Source organism: Oscillatoria sp. FACHB-1407, from assembly GCF_014697545.1.
In the GTDB taxonomy this organism is placed as follows: domain Bacteria; phylum Cyanobacteriota; class Cyanobacteriia; order Elainellales; family Elainellaceae; genus FACHB-1407.
This window is the reverse complement of sequence record NZ_JACJSA010000001.1, coordinates 12,567-29,495: the sequence shown is the minus strand read 5'-3', so window position 1 is coordinate 29,495 and position 16,929 is coordinate 12,567. Positions and strand designations below refer to the sequence as shown.

General features: G+C 49.4%; 14 protein-coding genes. 11 read left to right on the top strand and 3 right to left on the bottom strand.

Annotation, left to right across the window (positions count from 1 at the left end; translation table 11 throughout):
• Positions 1-50: 50 nt before the first annotated feature.
• From lepB to H6G89_RS00085, 10 genes are all read left to right on the top strand, one after another.
• Positions 51-599 carry a signal peptidase I gene (gene lepB / locus H6G89_RS00130; protein WP_190502967.1) on the top strand — a complete coding sequence of 183 codons (549 nt, stop codon included), beginning with the start codon at positions 51-53 and terminating at the stop codon, positions 597-599.
• A gap of 331 nt (positions 600-930) precedes the next feature.
• Positions 931-1,431, top strand: coding sequence for a helix-turn-helix domain-containing protein (locus H6G89_RS36085; RefSeq protein ID WP_190502965.1), 501 nt, complete (start codon positions 931-933; stop codon positions 1,429-1,431).
• Positions 1,432-1,742: 311 nt separating this feature from the next.
• Positions 1,743-2,021, top strand: coding sequence for a hypothetical protein (locus H6G89_RS00120; protein ID WP_190502963.1), 279 nt, complete (start codon positions 1,743-1,745; stop codon positions 2,019-2,021).
• A gap of 227 nt (positions 2,022-2,248) precedes the next feature.
• Positions 2,249-3,595, top strand: a complete 1,347-nt coding sequence (locus H6G89_RS00115; RefSeq protein WP_190502961.1) for a hydroxymethylglutaryl-CoA reductase — start codon at positions 2,249-2,251, stop codon at positions 3,593-3,595.
• A complete protein-coding gene (locus H6G89_RS00110; RefSeq protein WP_242059764.1) occupies positions 3,579-4,553 on the top strand; it encodes a UbiA family prenyltransferase in 975 nt (324 codons plus the stop codon). The genes H6G89_RS00115 and H6G89_RS00110 overlap by 17 nt, the downstream gene beginning before the upstream one ends.
• A 152-nt stretch (positions 4,554-4,705) precedes the next feature.
• Positions 4,706-7,495, top strand: coding sequence for a PEP/pyruvate-binding domain-containing protein (locus tag H6G89_RS00105; RefSeq protein WP_242059763.1), 2,790 nt, complete (start codon positions 4,706-4,708; stop codon positions 7,493-7,495).
• Positions 7,485-8,582, top strand: a complete 1,098-nt coding sequence (locus tag H6G89_RS00100) for a DUF3419 family protein (protein WP_190502956.1) — start codon at positions 7,485-7,487, stop codon at positions 8,580-8,582. The genes H6G89_RS00105 and H6G89_RS00100 overlap by 11 nt, the downstream gene beginning before the upstream one ends.
• 325 nt (positions 8,583-8,907) lie before the next feature.
• On the top strand, positions 8,908-10,332 hold the full coding sequence (locus H6G89_RS00095; protein ID WP_190502954.1) for a hypothetical protein: 1,425 nt from the start codon (positions 8,908-8,910) through the stop codon (positions 10,330-10,332).
• A 184-nt stretch (positions 10,333-10,516) separates the two neighbouring features.
• A complete protein-coding gene (locus tag H6G89_RS00090; protein ID WP_190502952.1) occupies positions 10,517-11,893 on the top strand; it encodes an AlbA family DNA-binding domain-containing protein in 1,377 nt (458 codons plus the stop codon).
• 134 nt (positions 11,894-12,027) lie between these two features.
• Positions 12,028-12,237, top strand: a complete 210-nt coding sequence (locus H6G89_RS00085) for a hypothetical protein (protein ID WP_190502950.1) — start codon at positions 12,028-12,030, stop codon at positions 12,235-12,237.
• 136 nt (positions 12,238-12,373) lie between these two features.
• On the opposite strand, the gene H6G89_RS00080 is transcribed toward H6G89_RS00085, so the two are convergent.
• The 3 genes from H6G89_RS00080 to H6G89_RS00070 form a co-directional block, all read right to left on the bottom strand.
• Entirely contained in the window at positions 12,374-13,213 is an 840-nt protein-coding gene (locus tag H6G89_RS00080) for a tetratricopeptide repeat protein (RefSeq protein ID WP_190502948.1), read from the bottom strand.
• 61 nt (positions 13,214-13,274) lie between these two features.
• Positions 13,275-14,273: a glycosyltransferase gene (locus H6G89_RS00075; protein ID WP_190502946.1), complete on the bottom strand. Its 999-nt coding sequence runs from the start codon at positions 14,271-14,273 to the stop codon at positions 13,275-13,277.
• Between the two features lie 44 nt (positions 14,274-14,317).
• Positions 14,318-15,058, bottom strand: a complete 741-nt coding sequence (locus tag H6G89_RS00070; RefSeq protein ID WP_190502944.1) for an SDR family NAD(P)-dependent oxidoreductase — start codon at positions 15,056-15,058, stop codon at positions 14,318-14,320.
• Between the two features lie 685 nt (positions 15,059-15,743).
• Here H6G89_RS00070 and H6G89_RS00065 point away from each other — a divergent pair.
• A complete protein-coding gene (locus H6G89_RS00065) occupies positions 15,744-16,877 on the top strand; it encodes a nucleotidyltransferase domain-containing protein (RefSeq protein WP_190502942.1) in 1,134 nt (377 codons plus the stop codon).
• The last annotated feature ends 52 nt before the right edge of the window (positions 16,878-16,929 follow it).

Here is a 16,929-nt window from a genome sequence, read left to right as displayed (position 1 = left end):
GTAGATTGGGCTTTAGCGAACGTCTTACTCTGCCTCAACCCTTGCTCTCCATGTCGAAACCAACCCAACCTACGGATTCATCTAAATTTTGGATTGAAAGTCTGAAAACCATTGGACTGAGCTTGTTTTTGGCATTGGGAGTCCGGACAGCCGTTGCGGAACCCCGTTACGTTCCCACCGGGTCGATGGAGCCGACGATCCACATCAACGATCGCGTCTTGATTGATAAAATCAGCTATCGCTTCTCTCCACCCAAGCGGGGCGACATCGCCATGTTCTCACCCCCCGACGTGTTGTTAGAGCAAAACCTGCGGGATGACCTGATTAAACGGGTGATTGGTCTACCCGGTGAGACAGTCGAGGTCAGAGACGGTCGAGTTTACATCAACGATGAACCTTTGCAAGAGAACTACATCGCTGCCCCTCCAGAATATCAATGGGGTCCAGAGGTGGTGCCGCCTGACTCCTATCTCGTGTTAGGTGACAACCGAAACAACAGCTATGACAGCCACTTTTGGGGCTATGTCCCGCGTGAACGGATGATTGGTCGAGCCATGGTGCGGTTTTGGCCACCTCATCGAATTGGAGCGGTGGATTAGGAAGGACGAGAGAAAAGAAGAGAAGGATAGCCGATCAGGGCGGAAGGATGAAAGGACGAAGCACGCTTTATCGCGTCGGTTGATCATGGCGGTCAACTCACTGCGATTGACCCTTGACCACTGACTATTAACCCTTGACCCTTGACTATTAACCCTTGACCAATACCCTTAAAGCCATTAAAAAAAGCCCTTGGGCGTCTGACCGTGTTTCGACTCCAAGGGCTTTTTCGTTGAATCACTCCTCACATTTAATACAATACTGCATTAGGTCAAAAATTCGATACTCCTGAAGTGACACTTTTTTGAACTGTCCATTCGTTAAAAGAACCGTATGAAGGGTGGCAATAAGTACGAGCCGCTATTGAACTATTTGCGTCGGAGCGATCGCCCTGAGATAACCCTCACCTTTACTGAGATTGAAACCATCATTGGCGATGAATTGCCCACCTCGGCGCGTCGTCAAAAAGCCTGGTGGAGCAATCGCACCAAAGGCGCATTGCAGGCATCTGCCTGGATGATGGCGGGTTACTTGGTCGAGGCGATCGATGTTGCCCATGAAAGTGTCACCTTTCGTAAACCTTCGACAGAATACGCGATACAACGGGTTGGCGACACGGTGTTGTGGAATGCGGAGTTGATTAAAGCGTTGCGGCGACACATGGGGCTGTCGCAGGTGGAATTTGCCCAAAAACTGGGGGTACGGCAACAAACCGTCAGTGATTGGGAAACTAGCGTGTATGATCCCCGGCTATCAACCTCCAAATACCTCACAATGGTTGCCGAACAAGCAGGTTTCAAATACGGACAGACTGATATTCCGCCCAAAACCTAACCTCAAGTCGGATGAAGGATCGCGACATTGTATGGGTGGGTTTAGCAGATAACCCCTGGATTTAGCGAGGTTTAAGAGCAAAACCCATGCCTACAGTCCCTACGGTTCATTAAACAGATTTGGATGTATGGCTTTGGTTAGAAAGCTTAGGACAAAGGCAACGGCTCAAACACTGATTTTGGAGGAGCTTCCTGGCTTGCCTCCACCCCATTCAAGGTGGCTACGGTCATAACCTCAAAACCAAATCACTCTATTTACAAAATACATGCTAACAGGTAATCTGTCAAAATAACTGATAACAGATTAACTCCATGCATAGCTATTTTTCGATCGGTTGCACGGCTAGTTTTACTCCCACTCCCAACTCCAACCCCAATCCAGGGTTAGGTTCTCTTACCGAACAAGATCTGCCCAACCGCGAATCACTGCGGATTCTGGTGATTGGCTCGCGTAGAGGGGTCACAGGTACAATCCACACACTGTATCGGTTGGGGTTTGCCGAAGTGGGCGAGTGGAGTCCGTTATTACCTGCGGCAACTCCGGGTGAGGTGATGAGTATTTTGACGCGATCGCTTTTGGTAGATGGATAAGGGTTTAGAGAGACGCGATTAATCGCGTCTCTCTAAACCCTTCTGACCCTAAGATATGTGCCAAGCTTTCCTGTACAATCGCGATTGAATGCTTTGTTACACTTTGAATCTGTGTTCCAGCTTGATCGGCTGTCACAGGTTCTCGCTAGCTAAAGTAAATCAAGCCTACAGTTGACATATCTCCCACTGTCTATTTTGTAACCCGTGGGCAAAAGGAAGCTCGGTTCATGTCAACCCACTATCGCCATGTCAGCACCTATCTAGAACAGTTGCTGCGATCGCACACGGTTCAAGAACTCGAAGATCGACTACAACCCAAATTGACCCCATCCCCCGCTAGAATGCCCGGAGGGTCGCGTCTCACTCCAGAGGCGATCGCTCGGCGTTGGCAGGTGTTGAATGCGGCTCCTGACACTCAATCCGCTGTATTAGATCCGCAGACATTGGTGCAGGCAGAGTGCTATCGCCGCAACATCGAAAATTTTATTGGGACGGTGAAAATTCCGGTGGGGATTGCCGGACCCCTTCAGGTCAATGGCTTGTTTGCTCAAGGCAGTTATTACGTACCGTTAGCGACGACTGAGGCGGCTCTGGTTGCTTCCTATAACCGGGGGGCACAACTGCTGACGGAGGTGGGCGGATGCACGGCTCTACTGATGAATGAAGGGGTGAGTCGAGCACCGGGATTTGCCTTTCGCACGGTGACGGAGGTGGGCAAGTTTATGTTGTGGGCGATCGCCCAACAGGAAGCGTTTAAATATGCGGCTGAGTCTACTACCCGTTATGGCAAGCTGACGGATATGCGGATTACAGTTGAGGGAAACCACGTTTACCTCGACTTCCAATTCAACACAGGGGATGCTGCCGGACAAAACATGGTAACGATCGCTACCCAGGCGATTTGTGACTACATTCGGGAACATTCTCCCATCCAACCCCAACATTGGTTTGTAGAGGCAAACCTGTCTGGCGACAAAAAAGCCAGTGCTCAATCCTTTCTCTCGGTGCGAGGAAAAAAAGTGACCGCAGAGGTCACCATTCCGACAACGGTATTGCAAAAACGCCTCCATGCGACTCCGGCTCAAATGGTCGAGTATTGGCGCATGTCAGCGATCGGGGGCACTCTAACAGGCACGATTGGCGTTCAGGGTCACTACGCAAACGGGTTGGCTGCTCTCTACATTGCCTGTGGTCAAGATGCAGCCTGTGTCGCTGAATCCGCTGTTGGGGTGACTCGATTTGAGGTTACACCTGCTGATGAACTCTATGCCGCAGTCACCCTCCCCAATTTAATCGTGGGGACGGTAGGTGGAGGGACGGGGCTTCCCAGTCAGCAGGCATGTCTAGAGATTTTGGGATTGGCAGGTACAGGCAACGCCAGAGCCTTTGCTGAGGTGTGCGCATCGCTCCTCTTAGCCGGAGAGTTATCTATCATTGGGGCGTTGTGTTCGGGGGAATTTACCCGTGCCCATCAACGGTTGGCACGCGGAAAAATATCAGATCACGGACAAGTATCAGGTCACGAACGACTATCAGAACAAGGTGACGAGGGCGACTATGCAAGCCATGCTTAATCGATGGTGGGTGTATCAGCAGGAACGATTTCCAGTTATCAAAAATGGTCTACTGATTGCAATCTTTAGTCTCTCAGCTGTTTGTTATTCAGTGTTGTTGCGAGAGCGAATCTTTGATCCATTGTTGGCACAACGCTCAAGACCCATATGGGAACTGGAAGGGTTTTCACTCTGGCAAACAGTTGGCTCAGGGGTGATTGCTTTTCTAGTGGTTTTTTTATTTTTTTTGCAACTCCGTATTGCGGACGAGTTTAAAGATTATGAAGATGACTTTCGCTATCGCCCCTACCGCCCGGTGCCTCGTGGATTGGTCACTCTGAAAGAACTGGGACGATTGGCGATCGCTGCTGCTGCCATTCAACTGGGGTTAACGATCGCGGTTGACCCTCGATTAGTCCTAATGCTGGCACTGGTGTGGGGCTACATGACGTTGATGACCTATGAGTTTTTTGTACCAGGCTGGCTTAAATCCCACCCCCCCATTTACCTGATCAGCCACATGGTGATCATGCCGTTGATTGCGCTGTATGCCACTGCCTGTGATTGGATCAACGGCAGTTGGTTTGCCCCGCCCGGTGTGCTCTGGTTTCTGGTAGTCAGCTTCTTGGGTGGAATTATGTTAGAAATCGGGCGGAAGATTCGTGCCCCCAAAGACGAAGAAAAAGGGGTCGAAACTTACACTGCCCTCTGGGGTCGCCAGAAAGCTGTCATGATTTGGCTTGGCATTCTCTGGTTGCTCACCCTGTCTACGGTGATTGCGGCGATGCATGTTCGCTTTACAATTCCGGTTATCCTGTTGATGCTGTTGTTATTAACCATAGCTGTGTTTGTGGCGTGGCGTTTTATGGTGCGCCCAACCACTCAATCAGCAAAGTGGGTCGAGCAGGTTTCAGGAGTCTGGTCACTCGTGGTGTATTTAAGTTTGGGTTTACTGCCGTTGATACTGCGAAATGTTTAGGGAATGTTACGAGCAATAGCAAGCTATGAAACGACAAATACCCCAACAGGGAAACTGCTTCGCATCGCTCGTTGATTCAAACTCGTCAAATGGGGTGAGCAATGTGCTCGCCCATCGGTGAATTGCAAAGGATTTTTCCCATGACATGCATTATGAATGCGACCCAATCTAATGCCACTTTGGGGCAACTGGGTGGCAAAGCCAACGCCCTAACAACCCTCGTTCAGTATAATTTCCCAGTGCCCGCCTGGTTTGTACTCTCACCTCAGGCATTTGAACACAGCCTCACCCCACAACAACGGGAGCAACTGCAATCCGGTGATCTTGATCAGGCTCTGCGGAACTTGCGCCTGAGTGAGACTGCTCAAGCTGAGTTAATGAAAGCTCTACAAACGCTTTGTCCCAACGGGGAACGAGTCGCGGTGCGATCGTCTGCTGTGGATGAGGATGGAGCGACCCACTCCTTTGCAGGGCAGTTGGAGAGCTTCTTGGGCGTACCCCTGGATCAGGTAGCGGCACGAGTGGCAGATGTGTGGCGATCGGGATTTGGCGATCGCCTTTTAGCGTATCGACAGGAAAACCAACTCACCTCTCTGCCCTCACCGCCAGCAGTGTTGATTCAGCGCATGGTCAACGCAGATGTGGCAGGTGTCGCGTTTAGTGCCAATCCGGTTACCGGGCAGCGAGGAGTGGCAGTGATTTCAGCGGTGTATGGTTTGGGCACAGCCCTGGTATCCGGCGATGTAGATGCCGATACCTTTCAGGTCGATCGCCGGGGACAGGTGATTCACCGCTATCTCGCCCGCAAAACCGTTGCTCATCGGCTGATTGAGCAAGATGGCTCGGTTACGGTCGCCCCTGTTCCCATAGCCGATGAACTGGTAGAAGAACCAACTCTGACGGATGAGCAGGTGCAGGTGATCGCTCGTCTGGTACGGGATGTAGAGCAACGGTTTGAGCGTCCTCAAGATATTGAGTGGGCGATCGAACAGGGAGAGTTGTATTTACTTCAAGCACGACCGATCACGAACCTGGTCAAGATTGCTGACCCGGATGGCGCACTCACCCTATGGGACAACAGCAACATCGTCGAGAGCTATGGCGGTGTCACCACGCCGTTGACCTTTTCCTTTGCCCGTCGAGCCTACGAAGAGGTTTATCGGCAGTTTTGCCGGATCATGGGCGTGTCAAAAGGGGCGATCGCCGATCATGACATCACCTTTCGTCGCATGTTGGGGCTGATTCAGGGACGGATTTACTACAATCTGTTGAGTTGGTATCGAGTACTGGCGTTGCTCCCCGGATTCACCGTCAATCGCCGCTTTATGGAGCAGATGATGGGGGTGCGGGAAGAGTTGCCCGCCGATGTCTTAACCACGTTGACCGCTGCAACACTGACGGACAAATTGCGCGATAGCTTGCGCCTGGTCAACAGCATCGTGGGACTGCTCCGCAACCTGATCACGCTACCTCGACAGATTCGTCGCTTTTATCAACGGCTCGATCGCGCCCTTAGCTTACCCCAGAGCCAGTTGGAAACGATGCGTCCCGATGAGTTGGCGGCATACTATCACATGCTGGAGCGGCAACTGCTAACGCGCTGGGATGCGCCCTTGATCAACGACTTTTTTGCCATGATTTTTTATGGCGTATTGCGAAAACTGGCGATCGCCTGGTGTAACGATACCGCTGGAACGTTGCAGAATGACCTGATTAGCAGTGAAGGCGGCATGATCAGCGCAGAACCCGCCGAACGAGTGCGCCAAATGGCAGAAACTATCAGCAACGATCCAGTTTTTGTAGACCTGTTGCGAACCGGGTCACTGCCACAAATCCTGCAACACATCCCCACAGTGCCTGCCTTTCATCAGCAGTATGAGGCGTATCTGGCGAAGTTTGGCGATCGCTGCCTGGAGGAACTCAAACTCGAAAGCCAAACCCTTCACGACAACCCCCTCTTGCTCTTGCGGTCGATCGGCAACCTCGCCACTTCCCCATCTGCCAGTACAGACGCAGTTAATCACGTCTCTCCTATTCCCCACACCCCTCTGCGCGAACAAGCCGAACTGATCGTTGCCCAAGCCCTGCAAAAGAATCCTCTTAAACGATGGCTGTTTAACTGGGTTTTGAGCAATGCTCGTGCCCGTGTGCGCGATCGCGAAAACCTGCGATTTGAGCGGACTCGGCTGTTTGGTCGGGTGCGTCGCCTGTTTCTGGAGTTGGGACGACGCTTCTATGCGCTAGATCAACTCACCTCGCCTCAAGACGTTTTCTATCTCAATGTCGAGGAAGTGTTAGGGTTCATCGACGGCACTACGACTTGTACTGACTTGAAAGGATTAGTCGCCGTTCGGCAAGCCGAGTTTGAACGATATCGCCGCCAATCGGCACCGCCCGATCGCTTCCAGACTCGCGGAACAGTTCACCCCTTCATCTTGCAGTTATCCTCCAGTCACTCAACCCTTGCAACGACTGCTGCTGATACGGTGAGCCTTCAGGGAATGGGTTGCTGCCCCGGTATTGTCCGTGCTCAAGTGCAGGTGATCACCGACCCCAGAACGGCGGAATTGCGAAAAGGCAGCATTCTCGTTGCCGAGCGCACTGACCCCGGTTGGATCATGCTGTTTCCTGCTGCCGCAGGGTTGTTGGTCGAGCGGGGTAGTTTGCTTTCACATGCGGCGATCGTGGCACGGGAGATGGGCATTCCGGCGATCGTCTCTCTGGCAGGTGTAATGCAATGGCTAAAGGATGGTGACTGGGTTGAGATGGACGGCAGTACAGGCATGGTGCGTCGTCTGGAGGTCGTTCATTCGCCAATTGACCCAACCCCTGAAGCAACGGTTGAAACGACCAATCCTACAGAGTTTCAGCCTGTGGAGACACCCTCACTGGAGCCTATTCCCCTGGAAGCCAAATCGGTTGAGGCATCCCATGGGCAGTGAAATTGCCGATCGCGCCACGTTTGAGCAGATCCGCTATGCCCAGTGCTGGGAAGATGCTGACATTCTGGTGCAGGCTCTCGACATTCAACCGCATCATGTGTGTCTGTCGATCGCCTCTGCTGGAGACAACACCCTGGCTCTACTCAGCCGCAGCCCACAACGGGTGATTGCCCTTGATCTGAGTCCGGCGCAACTGGCGTGTCTGGAACTGCGCATTGCAGCTTATCGGGAGTTAAGCCACACCGAGTTGTTAGTGTTGATTGGTTCTGGTGATGGACGCGATCGCCAAGATCTGTATCGGCGTTGCCGATCGCAACTTTCCCCCGATGCACGTTATTTCTGGGACAGTCATTCGGCTGAAATCGATCGCGGTATTGGTCATGCAGGCAAGTTTGAACGGTACTTTCAACTGTTTCGTCGGTGGGTATTGCCGCTGGTACACAATCGGCAGCGAGTGGAGCAGTTACTCAGTGGGGGTAGCTTAACTCGACGACGAGAATTCTACCAACGCGAGTGGGATACCTGGCAGTGGCGATCGCTCTTTCGCATCTTTTTTTCTCGCTTTGTCATGGGTCGTGCCGGACGTGACCCCAGTTTCTTCAAATACGTTGAAGGCAACGTCGCCGATCGCATTTTGCAGCGAACCCGCTATGCCCTGACGGAACTGAACCCTGCTGAGAACCCCTATCTGCAATGGATTCTCACCGGACGACACACCACCGCACTGCCCTATGCGCTGCACCCTGAAAACTTTGACGCCATTCGCGCCAACCTCGATCGTTTAGAGTGGCGATGCAGTTCTGTAGAGGATTTTTTAAGCGACATTGGCGAGAACGCGATCGATCGCTACAACCTCAGCGACATCTTTGAATACCTTTCGCCTGCCAACTACCACCAACTCCTGCAACGTCTCATCAACGCCAGTCGTCCCCAGGCTCGCCTTGCCTACTGGAACATGCTCGCACCGCGATCGCGCCCCGACAGTATGGCAGATCAACTCCAACCCCTCACCGATCTGGCTCAAGCTCTGTATGCTCAAGACAAAGCCTTCTTTTACAGTGCGTTTGTTGTGGAGGAAGTGATATGAAAGAAAGGATAAAGAATAAACGCTAAAGGATAAGACTGGATGGGCAAGGATAAACACTAAAGGGTGAAACGGGATTATAAATTAAAGCGTGTCTGTCCCAGTTTCCACTCGCCTACGCATTAATGACGGGCTAACCCACAAAGTCCACTCTAGTGAACTGAAACCCTCCTCTAGTGTGCTTTGGCACTTCGCACCATTAGTCCACGCTAGAGTTATAGGCGAGATAATTCGACTAACACTGACAGCAAGTCTTTTATCCTTCTTTTCTGCTTTTTTCTTTCTTCTTTTTTATCCTTTATCCTTCATCCTTTATCCTTTCTTTCTTATGTCAAATCCCTGGCTCAACATGGCTCTGGTGCTTGCCTTTTTGTTAGGGCTAATGGTTGGGCTGCGAGTGGTGCAACATCGGTTTTCACCGCATCCGGAGTTCATTCGTAAGGGGTTGCATATCCCGATGGGGTTGATGACGCTAACGTTTCCCTGGTTGTTTGATCAGCCATTGCCCGTGTTTATCCTGGCGGGATTGGCGATCGCCTGGTTGTCGATATTGCGCTCCTATTCCCCTCTGAAAAGCACATTGGGAAATGTGTTGGGGGGTGTTAAACGGCGATCGCTCGGTGAAATTTACTTCCCGATTTCGGTGGCGTTGCTGTTTGCATTATCGGATGGCGATCCACTGTTGTTCTGCATTCCCATGTTGATTCTCACGCTGGCAGATGCGGTCGCAGCAGTCGTGGGAGTGCACTACGGCAAATTGCGCTATGCCGCAACGGATGGACAAAAAAGTGCGGAAGGGTCAATTACTTTTTTCATGCTGGCGTTTTTTAGTGTGCATGTGCCGTTGCTATTAGCCACTCCAACGGGACGGGCAGAAACCCTGCTGATTGCGATGATTTTGGGGTTGTTGGTGATGCTGCTGGAGGCGATCGCCTGGAGTGGGTTAGACAATCTCTTCATTCCGTTGGGTGGGTTCATTCTGCTCAAAACCCATTTAGAAATGGATGTCACTGCCCTGCTGATTCGCTTTGTGGTGACCGCAGTACTGGTTACGTTTGTATTGGTCTGGCGACGCCGCACCACACTCAATGACAGTGCCTTGCTGGGAACGGCTTTCATTGGCTATCTGAGTTGGTCACTGGGCGGATGGCAATGGCTGATGGCACCATTGATTCTACTCATTAGCTACCCATTTCTGATTCTGTGGGTTGACCAACACAAAACCCCCCTCACTCCCCTGGAACGGCAGGTGATGATCTGGCTTCCCGCTGACCCCAGCACTCAGACTGACTTTACCCCAACCCGTCAATGGGAGCGGGTTCACAACGTTTACGCAGTGCTAAGTGTAGCCGCAGGAGGGCTGCTCTGGTTGGCACTCTATCGGCTAACCAATCACCCAGAGTTGATCTATCCCTACACGCTTGCTTTTGCCGCTAACCTCACAGTGATCTGTATTGCTGGCTTGTCGCCCCTAAACTATTGGCACAAAACAAATCTGCTGCGAGTAGTGGCTTACGTCTGCGAAAGCTGGTTATTGATGTTTGTGCCGCTGATTGTTATTGCGTCTGGGTCAACTGCATTGTTGTTAAGTAGTGCCTTATCGCTATTGGGAATTGCTGTCGCGGCGATCGCCTATTACCTCACACAACCCATGCTTCGCCAACGCCCCAGCGACACCCTGAACTGGTTTTGTAGAGCCGTCTACACAACCCTGGGTTCCTGCGTCGTACTCCTCGGATTATTTGCTAGTTAGTTATCAACCAATTGAGGAGAGAGAATTTGAACAAATTCTCTGTTTGAGTTTTTTCTTTGTAAAATGTGAATACTGAAAAACGTTGAAAAGCGTCAAGTAAGTAAACTAGTTTAGATTTGAAGTGCTTATAGAAGCTAAAACCTTTGTCTTTAAACCAACGTAATGCAACCAACTACTTCAAGCTATGGAAGTCGATTTCGCAAGAATACAAGAACTGATTCAACAACCTCAAGAAAGCCTTGCTGTTGAACTAAAAGCATGGATTGATCCTGACCAACCTGATGGTATCGCAAAAATTGTTAAAACCGCTCTCGCGATGCGTAATTATGGTGGTGGATATATGATAATTGGGTTCGATAACAATACTTTAGAGCCAATTTTTAATGATGCCCCATGCAATGTGAGAGAAATATTTCACATTGATAAAATTCAGGGGATGATCACTAAGTATTCTTCTGAGCAGTTTGAAGTAGCTGTAGAGTTTCCACGGCGAGATGAACAAGATTTTCCAGTAATCATTATACCTACAGGTGTTAAAACTCCTGTAGCTGCAAAATCAGATTTTTCGTGTAATGAAAAATTTCTGATTCGTGCTGATACAGTCTATGTACGTTCGCTGTCCTCTAACAATGTACCCAGCACAACACAGGCAAAACCAAAAGATTGGGATAGGCTCATGGAAGTTTGTTTTGATAATCGTGAAGCAGATATTGGTCGATTTATACGACGACATCTTAGTGGAATAAGTTTAGAACAATTAAACAATTTAACTGCTGTACTCATTGAAAACTCTAAACCAAAAATATCTACTGAGGATTTACTAACAGAATACCTTCAAGAAAGTGAGTCTCGTTATCAACAGGCTTTAGAAGATCGAAAAGTTACTTTGCCAGAACATGGAGCTTGGGAAGTAGGACTCATTTTGATAGGCGAAGTGCCACACCATTCAACTAATCAGGAGTTTCTTAATTTGTTAAATTCTAGTAATCCTGATTACACAGGTTGGCCAATATGGCGGGATAGCCGCCATATTGGTGAAAAAGATCGTCCTTATGTAATTAATGGAGTTTGGGAAGCATTACTCTCTTATGGATTAAGAGATTTCACTAGACTTGACCCAAGAGGAAAATTCTTTGTAAGAAGACTGCTTGAGGATGATGTTAAGGTGAGCGACAGCTCACCTCAGAAACTAACAGCTTTAGACTTTGGTCTAACTATTATTCGAGTTGCTGAAGCGATTGCAGTTGGCTTAGCTTTTGCAAAAGCTATGGGTTGCTTAATCGAGAAAACTAGCCTTGCTTTTGCCTTCAAATGGACTAGATTAAAAGGACGGAAACTCAGTGCGTGGGCTAATCCTCGTCGATGGATTCCCCAACATTATTTTGCTTATCAAGATGAAGTTACTACCTTTGTGAATTTACCACTTGACACTCCTCTATCATCCTTGCCGCAGTACGTAAACCAAGCTGTACAACCCTTGTTTGAGGTATTTGACGGTTTCACTTTAAATGAGAACGTAGTTGAAGATATGACAAGACGTTTAATAGAACGTAGATTATAAATTTGTGTGAAGGCAGAGAAGACTAAACGTGTTTTAAAGGACGGAAGATGATCGCCCCTTGCCTTTCCAGATGTGATTAAAGAGAAGTGGTTGTGCGCGGTGCGAAGCAGTTCCCCCTACGGAGTAATCGCCCTATGAGTTCAATTGGATCTTGGCTCAGTCCTGAAGATTCACCCTCACCTATTGTTGGACAGCCAATTGATTTAGCTTCTCAAAGTATTAATCAAGCTGAGGCTGAGGTGTTGCGAGCCAGTCTGATAACTTTCGCAGATGGTTGGAATAGCCCAGAAATGAGTATCTATGACGACTACGATACAGCCAAAACTAACCTTCAGACGAGGTGATGTTGTTCTTATCCTTTTTCCAAATTCTGATTTAACCACTGCTAAAACACGCCCTGCTCTGGTTGTGCAGAAGAATGCTATATTTCGCTGCGATCACGGCGGGTTTAACCACCAAAACCCCTGTCCCAAGTTCAGATTAATTTAACTGGGATAGCGGTTGCTGGTTGGTGGCGATCGCCTGCAATTCGTTCAACAGGGTGCGGGCTTCTTCAAAATCAGGGGCGAGTCTCAAGGCTTGCTTCACAGCGTCGATTGCCTCTTCAGGGCGATTGGTAATTGCTAACGCCAATCCTTTGTAATACCACGACCAGGCATTCTCAGGGTTAATGGCGATCGCTCGTTCAAACGAAGCCAGTGCTTCTGGATAGCGTTGCAATTCTCCCAACACAAAGCCGCGCTGATACCAGGAATACTCATGCTCTGGCTCAATTCGTAATGCCTGATTAAATGAATTCAGCGATTGCTCATAACGTTGCAGGCGCAGCAATGTTACCCCCTGGTGATACCAGACACGAAAGCGAGTGGCATCGATTTGAATCGCTTGCTCATAAGCGGCTAATGCTTGTTCTGGATTACCATTTTCATCGGTCGCAATGCCCAAACCGACCCAGGCTCCATACAACGTGCGATCAAAGCGCACCGCTTGCTGAAATGCCGCCATCGCTTCGCTAAAATCTCCCAAACCATTCAGGGCATAACCCCGTCCCATCCAGCCCATGGCATTGCTGCGATCGAGTTGGATCACACGATCAAAGGCAACCAGCGCATCGTTATATTCACCTGCATCGAGTGCGGTTACCCCCTGTGCGATCGCATCTTGAATCGCTAAATCAGAGTTAGTCTGAGTAGACTGCGATGGAAGGGGCAAAATGTTTTGAACAGGCTTTGGGGCACGAGTCGCAGATGCACTGATGGGAGAGGCGATCGCCGTAACCAGCACCATACCGAGCATTAATCCAGTTTGCAGCAACTTCATGGGGGATGTCCTTTAACGACTTCTGTTGCTACGTATTTATGAGTCTTTCCGAGGTATGCAGTTAACGACGCGATTTTAATTTGCGTTGAACCTTATTTATCCACTGTTCAACCTGGAGCTTTAACAACCGTGTAGATGTTAAGTCTTGAATGGGGGCGAGTCCCTGAGAGCGGTAGTCGAAGAACTCATTAATCGCTCCTAAGATCACTGTCAGACGTTGAGTAATGTTTGCTGCACGATATTCTTTCAGCCACTCATCCGGCTCAACGGGTTGTGGGCTTTGCAACGCTTTGAGAATGCGTTGGACATCGTATTCTTTGGAATATCCAGCAATCTTTTCGCCATTAAACCCTGGATCGAGATAGTCCGACAGCCCATGGTTGACACTGGAAAACACCCGACATCCACAGGCGATCGCCTCTAACGGTTGCAGCCCAAACCCCTCAGTTACCCCTTGCAACGCCCAATATTCAGAAGAGTCATAAAGATAAACCCTGGTTCGGTTAAATAGCCCTGCCAGATCATCAATAAAGGACTCCACGACATAAACCTGGCTGTGTTGTTTTAAGGCGGGAATTAACTCTTTTAGCAGGTAACTCGACGACTTGCGAGCCTGCACTACCACGTCGATATCACGTGGTTGATGCAGATTGCGGAAGTTTTCAGAGATGTGGTTGGGCAAGTAGTAGATCAGCGAATGGGGCGATCGCTGTCCCCAATAACCCATTGTGCTGCGGCTCACGGTAATGATAGGAACACGGGAAGGCAACTTGAACCCATACTCTGCGCTATGAGCGTGATAGACCACACAGTGGCGGGCTAGACGAGCAGCGAGTTTGGGTACATCAAACCCCCAACTAATGACAAAAATGACATCATCCAGGGATTGGGTTTGCAATACGTCATCCAAAAAGAGCGTGTTGGCTTCGCGCTGACGATAGGTAACAACCTCTGCGGGACAGATCTGCCGAGCTAACTCAAAGGTCTTTAACTCTGCCCACAATCCACCGCAGGCAAACCGACTGCCTGTCCCCGGAAGCAGGAAATAAAGTTTTCGCACGACCCGTCCTTCATACAACTACCGTTCCTAAGCCTACCATTAACTCAACCCGCCAGAATGGCTGCCATGGCTTTTTCAAGGGCTTTTGGATCCTGGAGGAGTTGGGCTTGCATCTCCTGTGCTTGCTCACCGGGATAAACATCTTCTACGCCATCCACAACCGCTTGCAATGCCACCCGCACCACTTCTTCTGGGTCAACCTTGGGTGGTGGAAAATCCTTACTCATGCCTGTATTCACTGTCCCTGGCATGACTCCAACGACGAGCGTTCCCTGCGAAGCTAACTCAGCCCGAATCCCTTGAGTGGCTAAAAGTGCAGCCGCTTTAGAAGCACTGTAAGAGGCATTAAGGGGGAAATTAACCTTTGCCAAAATAGTCAACATATTGACGATCGCCCCACCTCCATTAGCTTTGAGCACAGGAGCAAAAGCAAGACACATGCGCACCGTACCCAAATAATTGACCTCAATCTCTGAGCGTATTTTGTCAAAGCTAATCCCTGGGATGAGCCGCTGATTAAACCCGACTCCCGCATTGTTAATCAGCAAATCCACATCTCGATATGTCTCTGCTGCCGCTTGAACAGAGGCATCATCGGTGATGTCGAGGGCAATGGGAATGATGCGATTGGGGTCAGTAGCTGCGATCGCCTGCAAACTGTCGGGATTGCGTGCCCCTGCATAAATGCGACTGACTCCAGCCGCTTGCAATCCCTGGATGTAATATTGCCCAATGCCACCGTTTGCCCCTGTCACCAGTGCAATTCTTCCGTTTAGCAATGCCATTTGCTCGGTTCCTATCGTCATGAGAGGTGTAAACGATTTCTAGAGTATAGGGAGACTCGTTTTTTTGAAAGAGCTTACGTTGGAGTAAGGACTTCTTCTTTATTTTTGTACAGTTAAGAAATAAATACAGACAGCGAGTTCAGCAAAACGGTTTCCAGAAATCCTAATGGATAATGTGAATTCGGGATAAGGAGTTTGGTAGTTGAAACCGCAGTTATAGAAAAGTGCTGAGGACTGAGTGCTGAGGACTGAGGACTGAGGCTGAAGGGTCATACCAATTCAATTTTTAGAGTTACACATCTCTTGTTCACAACCTGTCTGTAAACACGATTTGTGAACACGCTGGATATAAAAAATCACACAGCATTCATAATGCTAATCCGTTAGTTTATCTTTTCCTCACTGGATACTACATACGATAGAGATATTCATTTATAGGATTGAATGTAGAGTTACGCAAGGAAGAACCTGGCAAAAGGATAGAGCCGAATCTATATTCTTGTGTTTAGTTTCATCAACAATCAATCTCAACGTTGTACAGGCATTTTGCTACACCATGGTGAACAGAAAGGCTTCTTATACACCCCTCAATTGTTCTGCAAATCTGTTTGTTAGTAGCGTTGCACCGGAAATCAGGCTGTTGTTACTTCTGTCACGTCCCCATTTAGAAGCATCAGCAGTAGAGATGCTTCACGCGATTCTTCAATCGTCCCAAGTAATTGATTGGTCACATTTGACTCAACTGGCAGAACGTCATAGTGTGATGCCGTTAGTTTACGAAAACATTAGTCGTTATTGCGCTGATCGCGTTCCTGCCAAAATCCTGCTTCCGTTGAAACAGCAGTTTCGAGCAAACGGAATTCGCAATTTGATGCGAACCCGCGAACTGTTGACCCTTTTGAATGAACTGCGGCAACAAGGTATTTTAGCGTTGCCATTTAAGGGACCCGAAATGGCAGTTTCAGCCTATGGAGATCTGGCACGACGACAGTTTAGTGATCTAGATATTTTGGTGCCAGAAGTTGACTTAGTTCGGGCGAGGGATTGGTTCATGACGATGGGCGATCGCATGAAAATTGAACGGGCAACTCTGACCGACTCACAATATGAACTATTTGTGCGATCGCCCCAGATTCATCGGTTTATTCGTGAATGTGCATATCCTTTTGTGCGTCAATCAAGCCAGACCGTAGTCGAACTCCATTGGCGTGTCATGCCCAAGCATTTTGCATTTTCCATAGACTCACCTGCTCTCTGGCAAAACCTGGAAACGGTGTCAATTTTGGGAGAAGAGGTCACTAAGCTATCCACCGAAAACTCGTTGCTGTTGTTGTGCGGGCATGGTAGCAAAGATTGCTGGGACAAGCTTGCTCGTGTCTGTGACATTGCGGCGTTGATTCACACTCATCCAGAGTTAGATTGGCCATTCCTGATGAATCGGGCCAAGCAACTGGGCGGGCAACGGCTTGTGTTGTTGGGGTTGTTGTTGGCACAGATGTTGCTGGGAACGTCCCTCCCGCCCATGATTCAGGAGGCGATCGCGGCTGATACAGTTCTACCCGCCCTGGCGGAGGAAACGGCTACCGCTTTGTTTGCCAATCATGCATCTCAGCAACCTTTTAGAGCTACTCAATTTCATCTAAAAATTCGGGAGCGATGGCTGGATAAAGCTCGTTACTTCAGTCGTATCGCGATGACTCCTACTACGCTGGATTGGCAGATGTACCCTCGATCAACCTTTCCGCCCCTGCTGTATTATCTGCTGCGTCCGGTACGGCTCATTCTTCAGGCCCGTGGCAAGCAGTTGGTTCGAGAATAGCCAGACCCATTTCAAGGATGAATGACAAACATCTGTGAGAGATCTAGCTGTA

Coding starts and splice junctions, on each gene's coding strand:
- lepB (WP_190502967.1), top strand. CDS start 51: ATGTCGAAACCAACCCAACCTACGGATTCATCTAAATTTTGGATTGAA.
- H6G89_RS36085 (WP_190502965.1), top strand. CDS start 931: ATGAAGGGTGGCAATAAGTACGAGCCGCTATTGAACTATTTGCGTCGG.
- H6G89_RS00120 (WP_190502963.1), top strand. CDS start 1,743: ATGCATAGCTATTTTTCGATCGGTTGCACGGCTAGTTTTACTCCCACT.
- H6G89_RS00115 (WP_190502961.1), top strand. CDS start 2,249: ATGTCAACCCACTATCGCCATGTCAGCACCTATCTAGAACAGTTGCTG.
- H6G89_RS00110 (WP_242059764.1), top strand. CDS start 3,579: ATGCAAGCCATGCTTAATCGATGGTGGGTGTATCAGCAGGAACGATTT.
- H6G89_RS00105 (WP_242059763.1), top strand. CDS start 4,706: ATGAATGCGACCCAATCTAATGCCACTTTGGGGCAACTGGGTGGCAAA.
- H6G89_RS00100 (WP_190502956.1), top strand. CDS start 7,485: ATGGGCAGTGAAATTGCCGATCGCGCCACGTTTGAGCAGATCCGCTAT.
- H6G89_RS00095 (WP_190502954.1), top strand. CDS start 8,908: ATGTCAAATCCCTGGCTCAACATGGCTCTGGTGCTTGCCTTTTTGTTA.
- H6G89_RS00090 (WP_190502952.1), top strand. CDS start 10,517: ATGGAAGTCGATTTCGCAAGAATACAAGAACTGATTCAACAACCTCAA.
- H6G89_RS00085 (WP_190502950.1), top strand. CDS start 12,028: ATGAGTTCAATTGGATCTTGGCTCAGTCCTGAAGATTCACCCTCACCT.
- H6G89_RS00080 (WP_190502948.1), bottom strand. CDS start 13,213: ATGAAGTTGCTGCAAACTGGATTAATGCTCGGTATGGTGCTGGTTACG.
- H6G89_RS00070 (WP_190502944.1), bottom strand. CDS start 15,058: ATGGCATTGCTAAACGGAAGAATTGCACTGGTGACAGGGGCAAACGGT.
- H6G89_RS00065 (WP_190502942.1), top strand. CDS start 15,744: ATGCTTCACGCGATTCTTCAATCGTCCCAAGTAATTGATTGGTCACAT.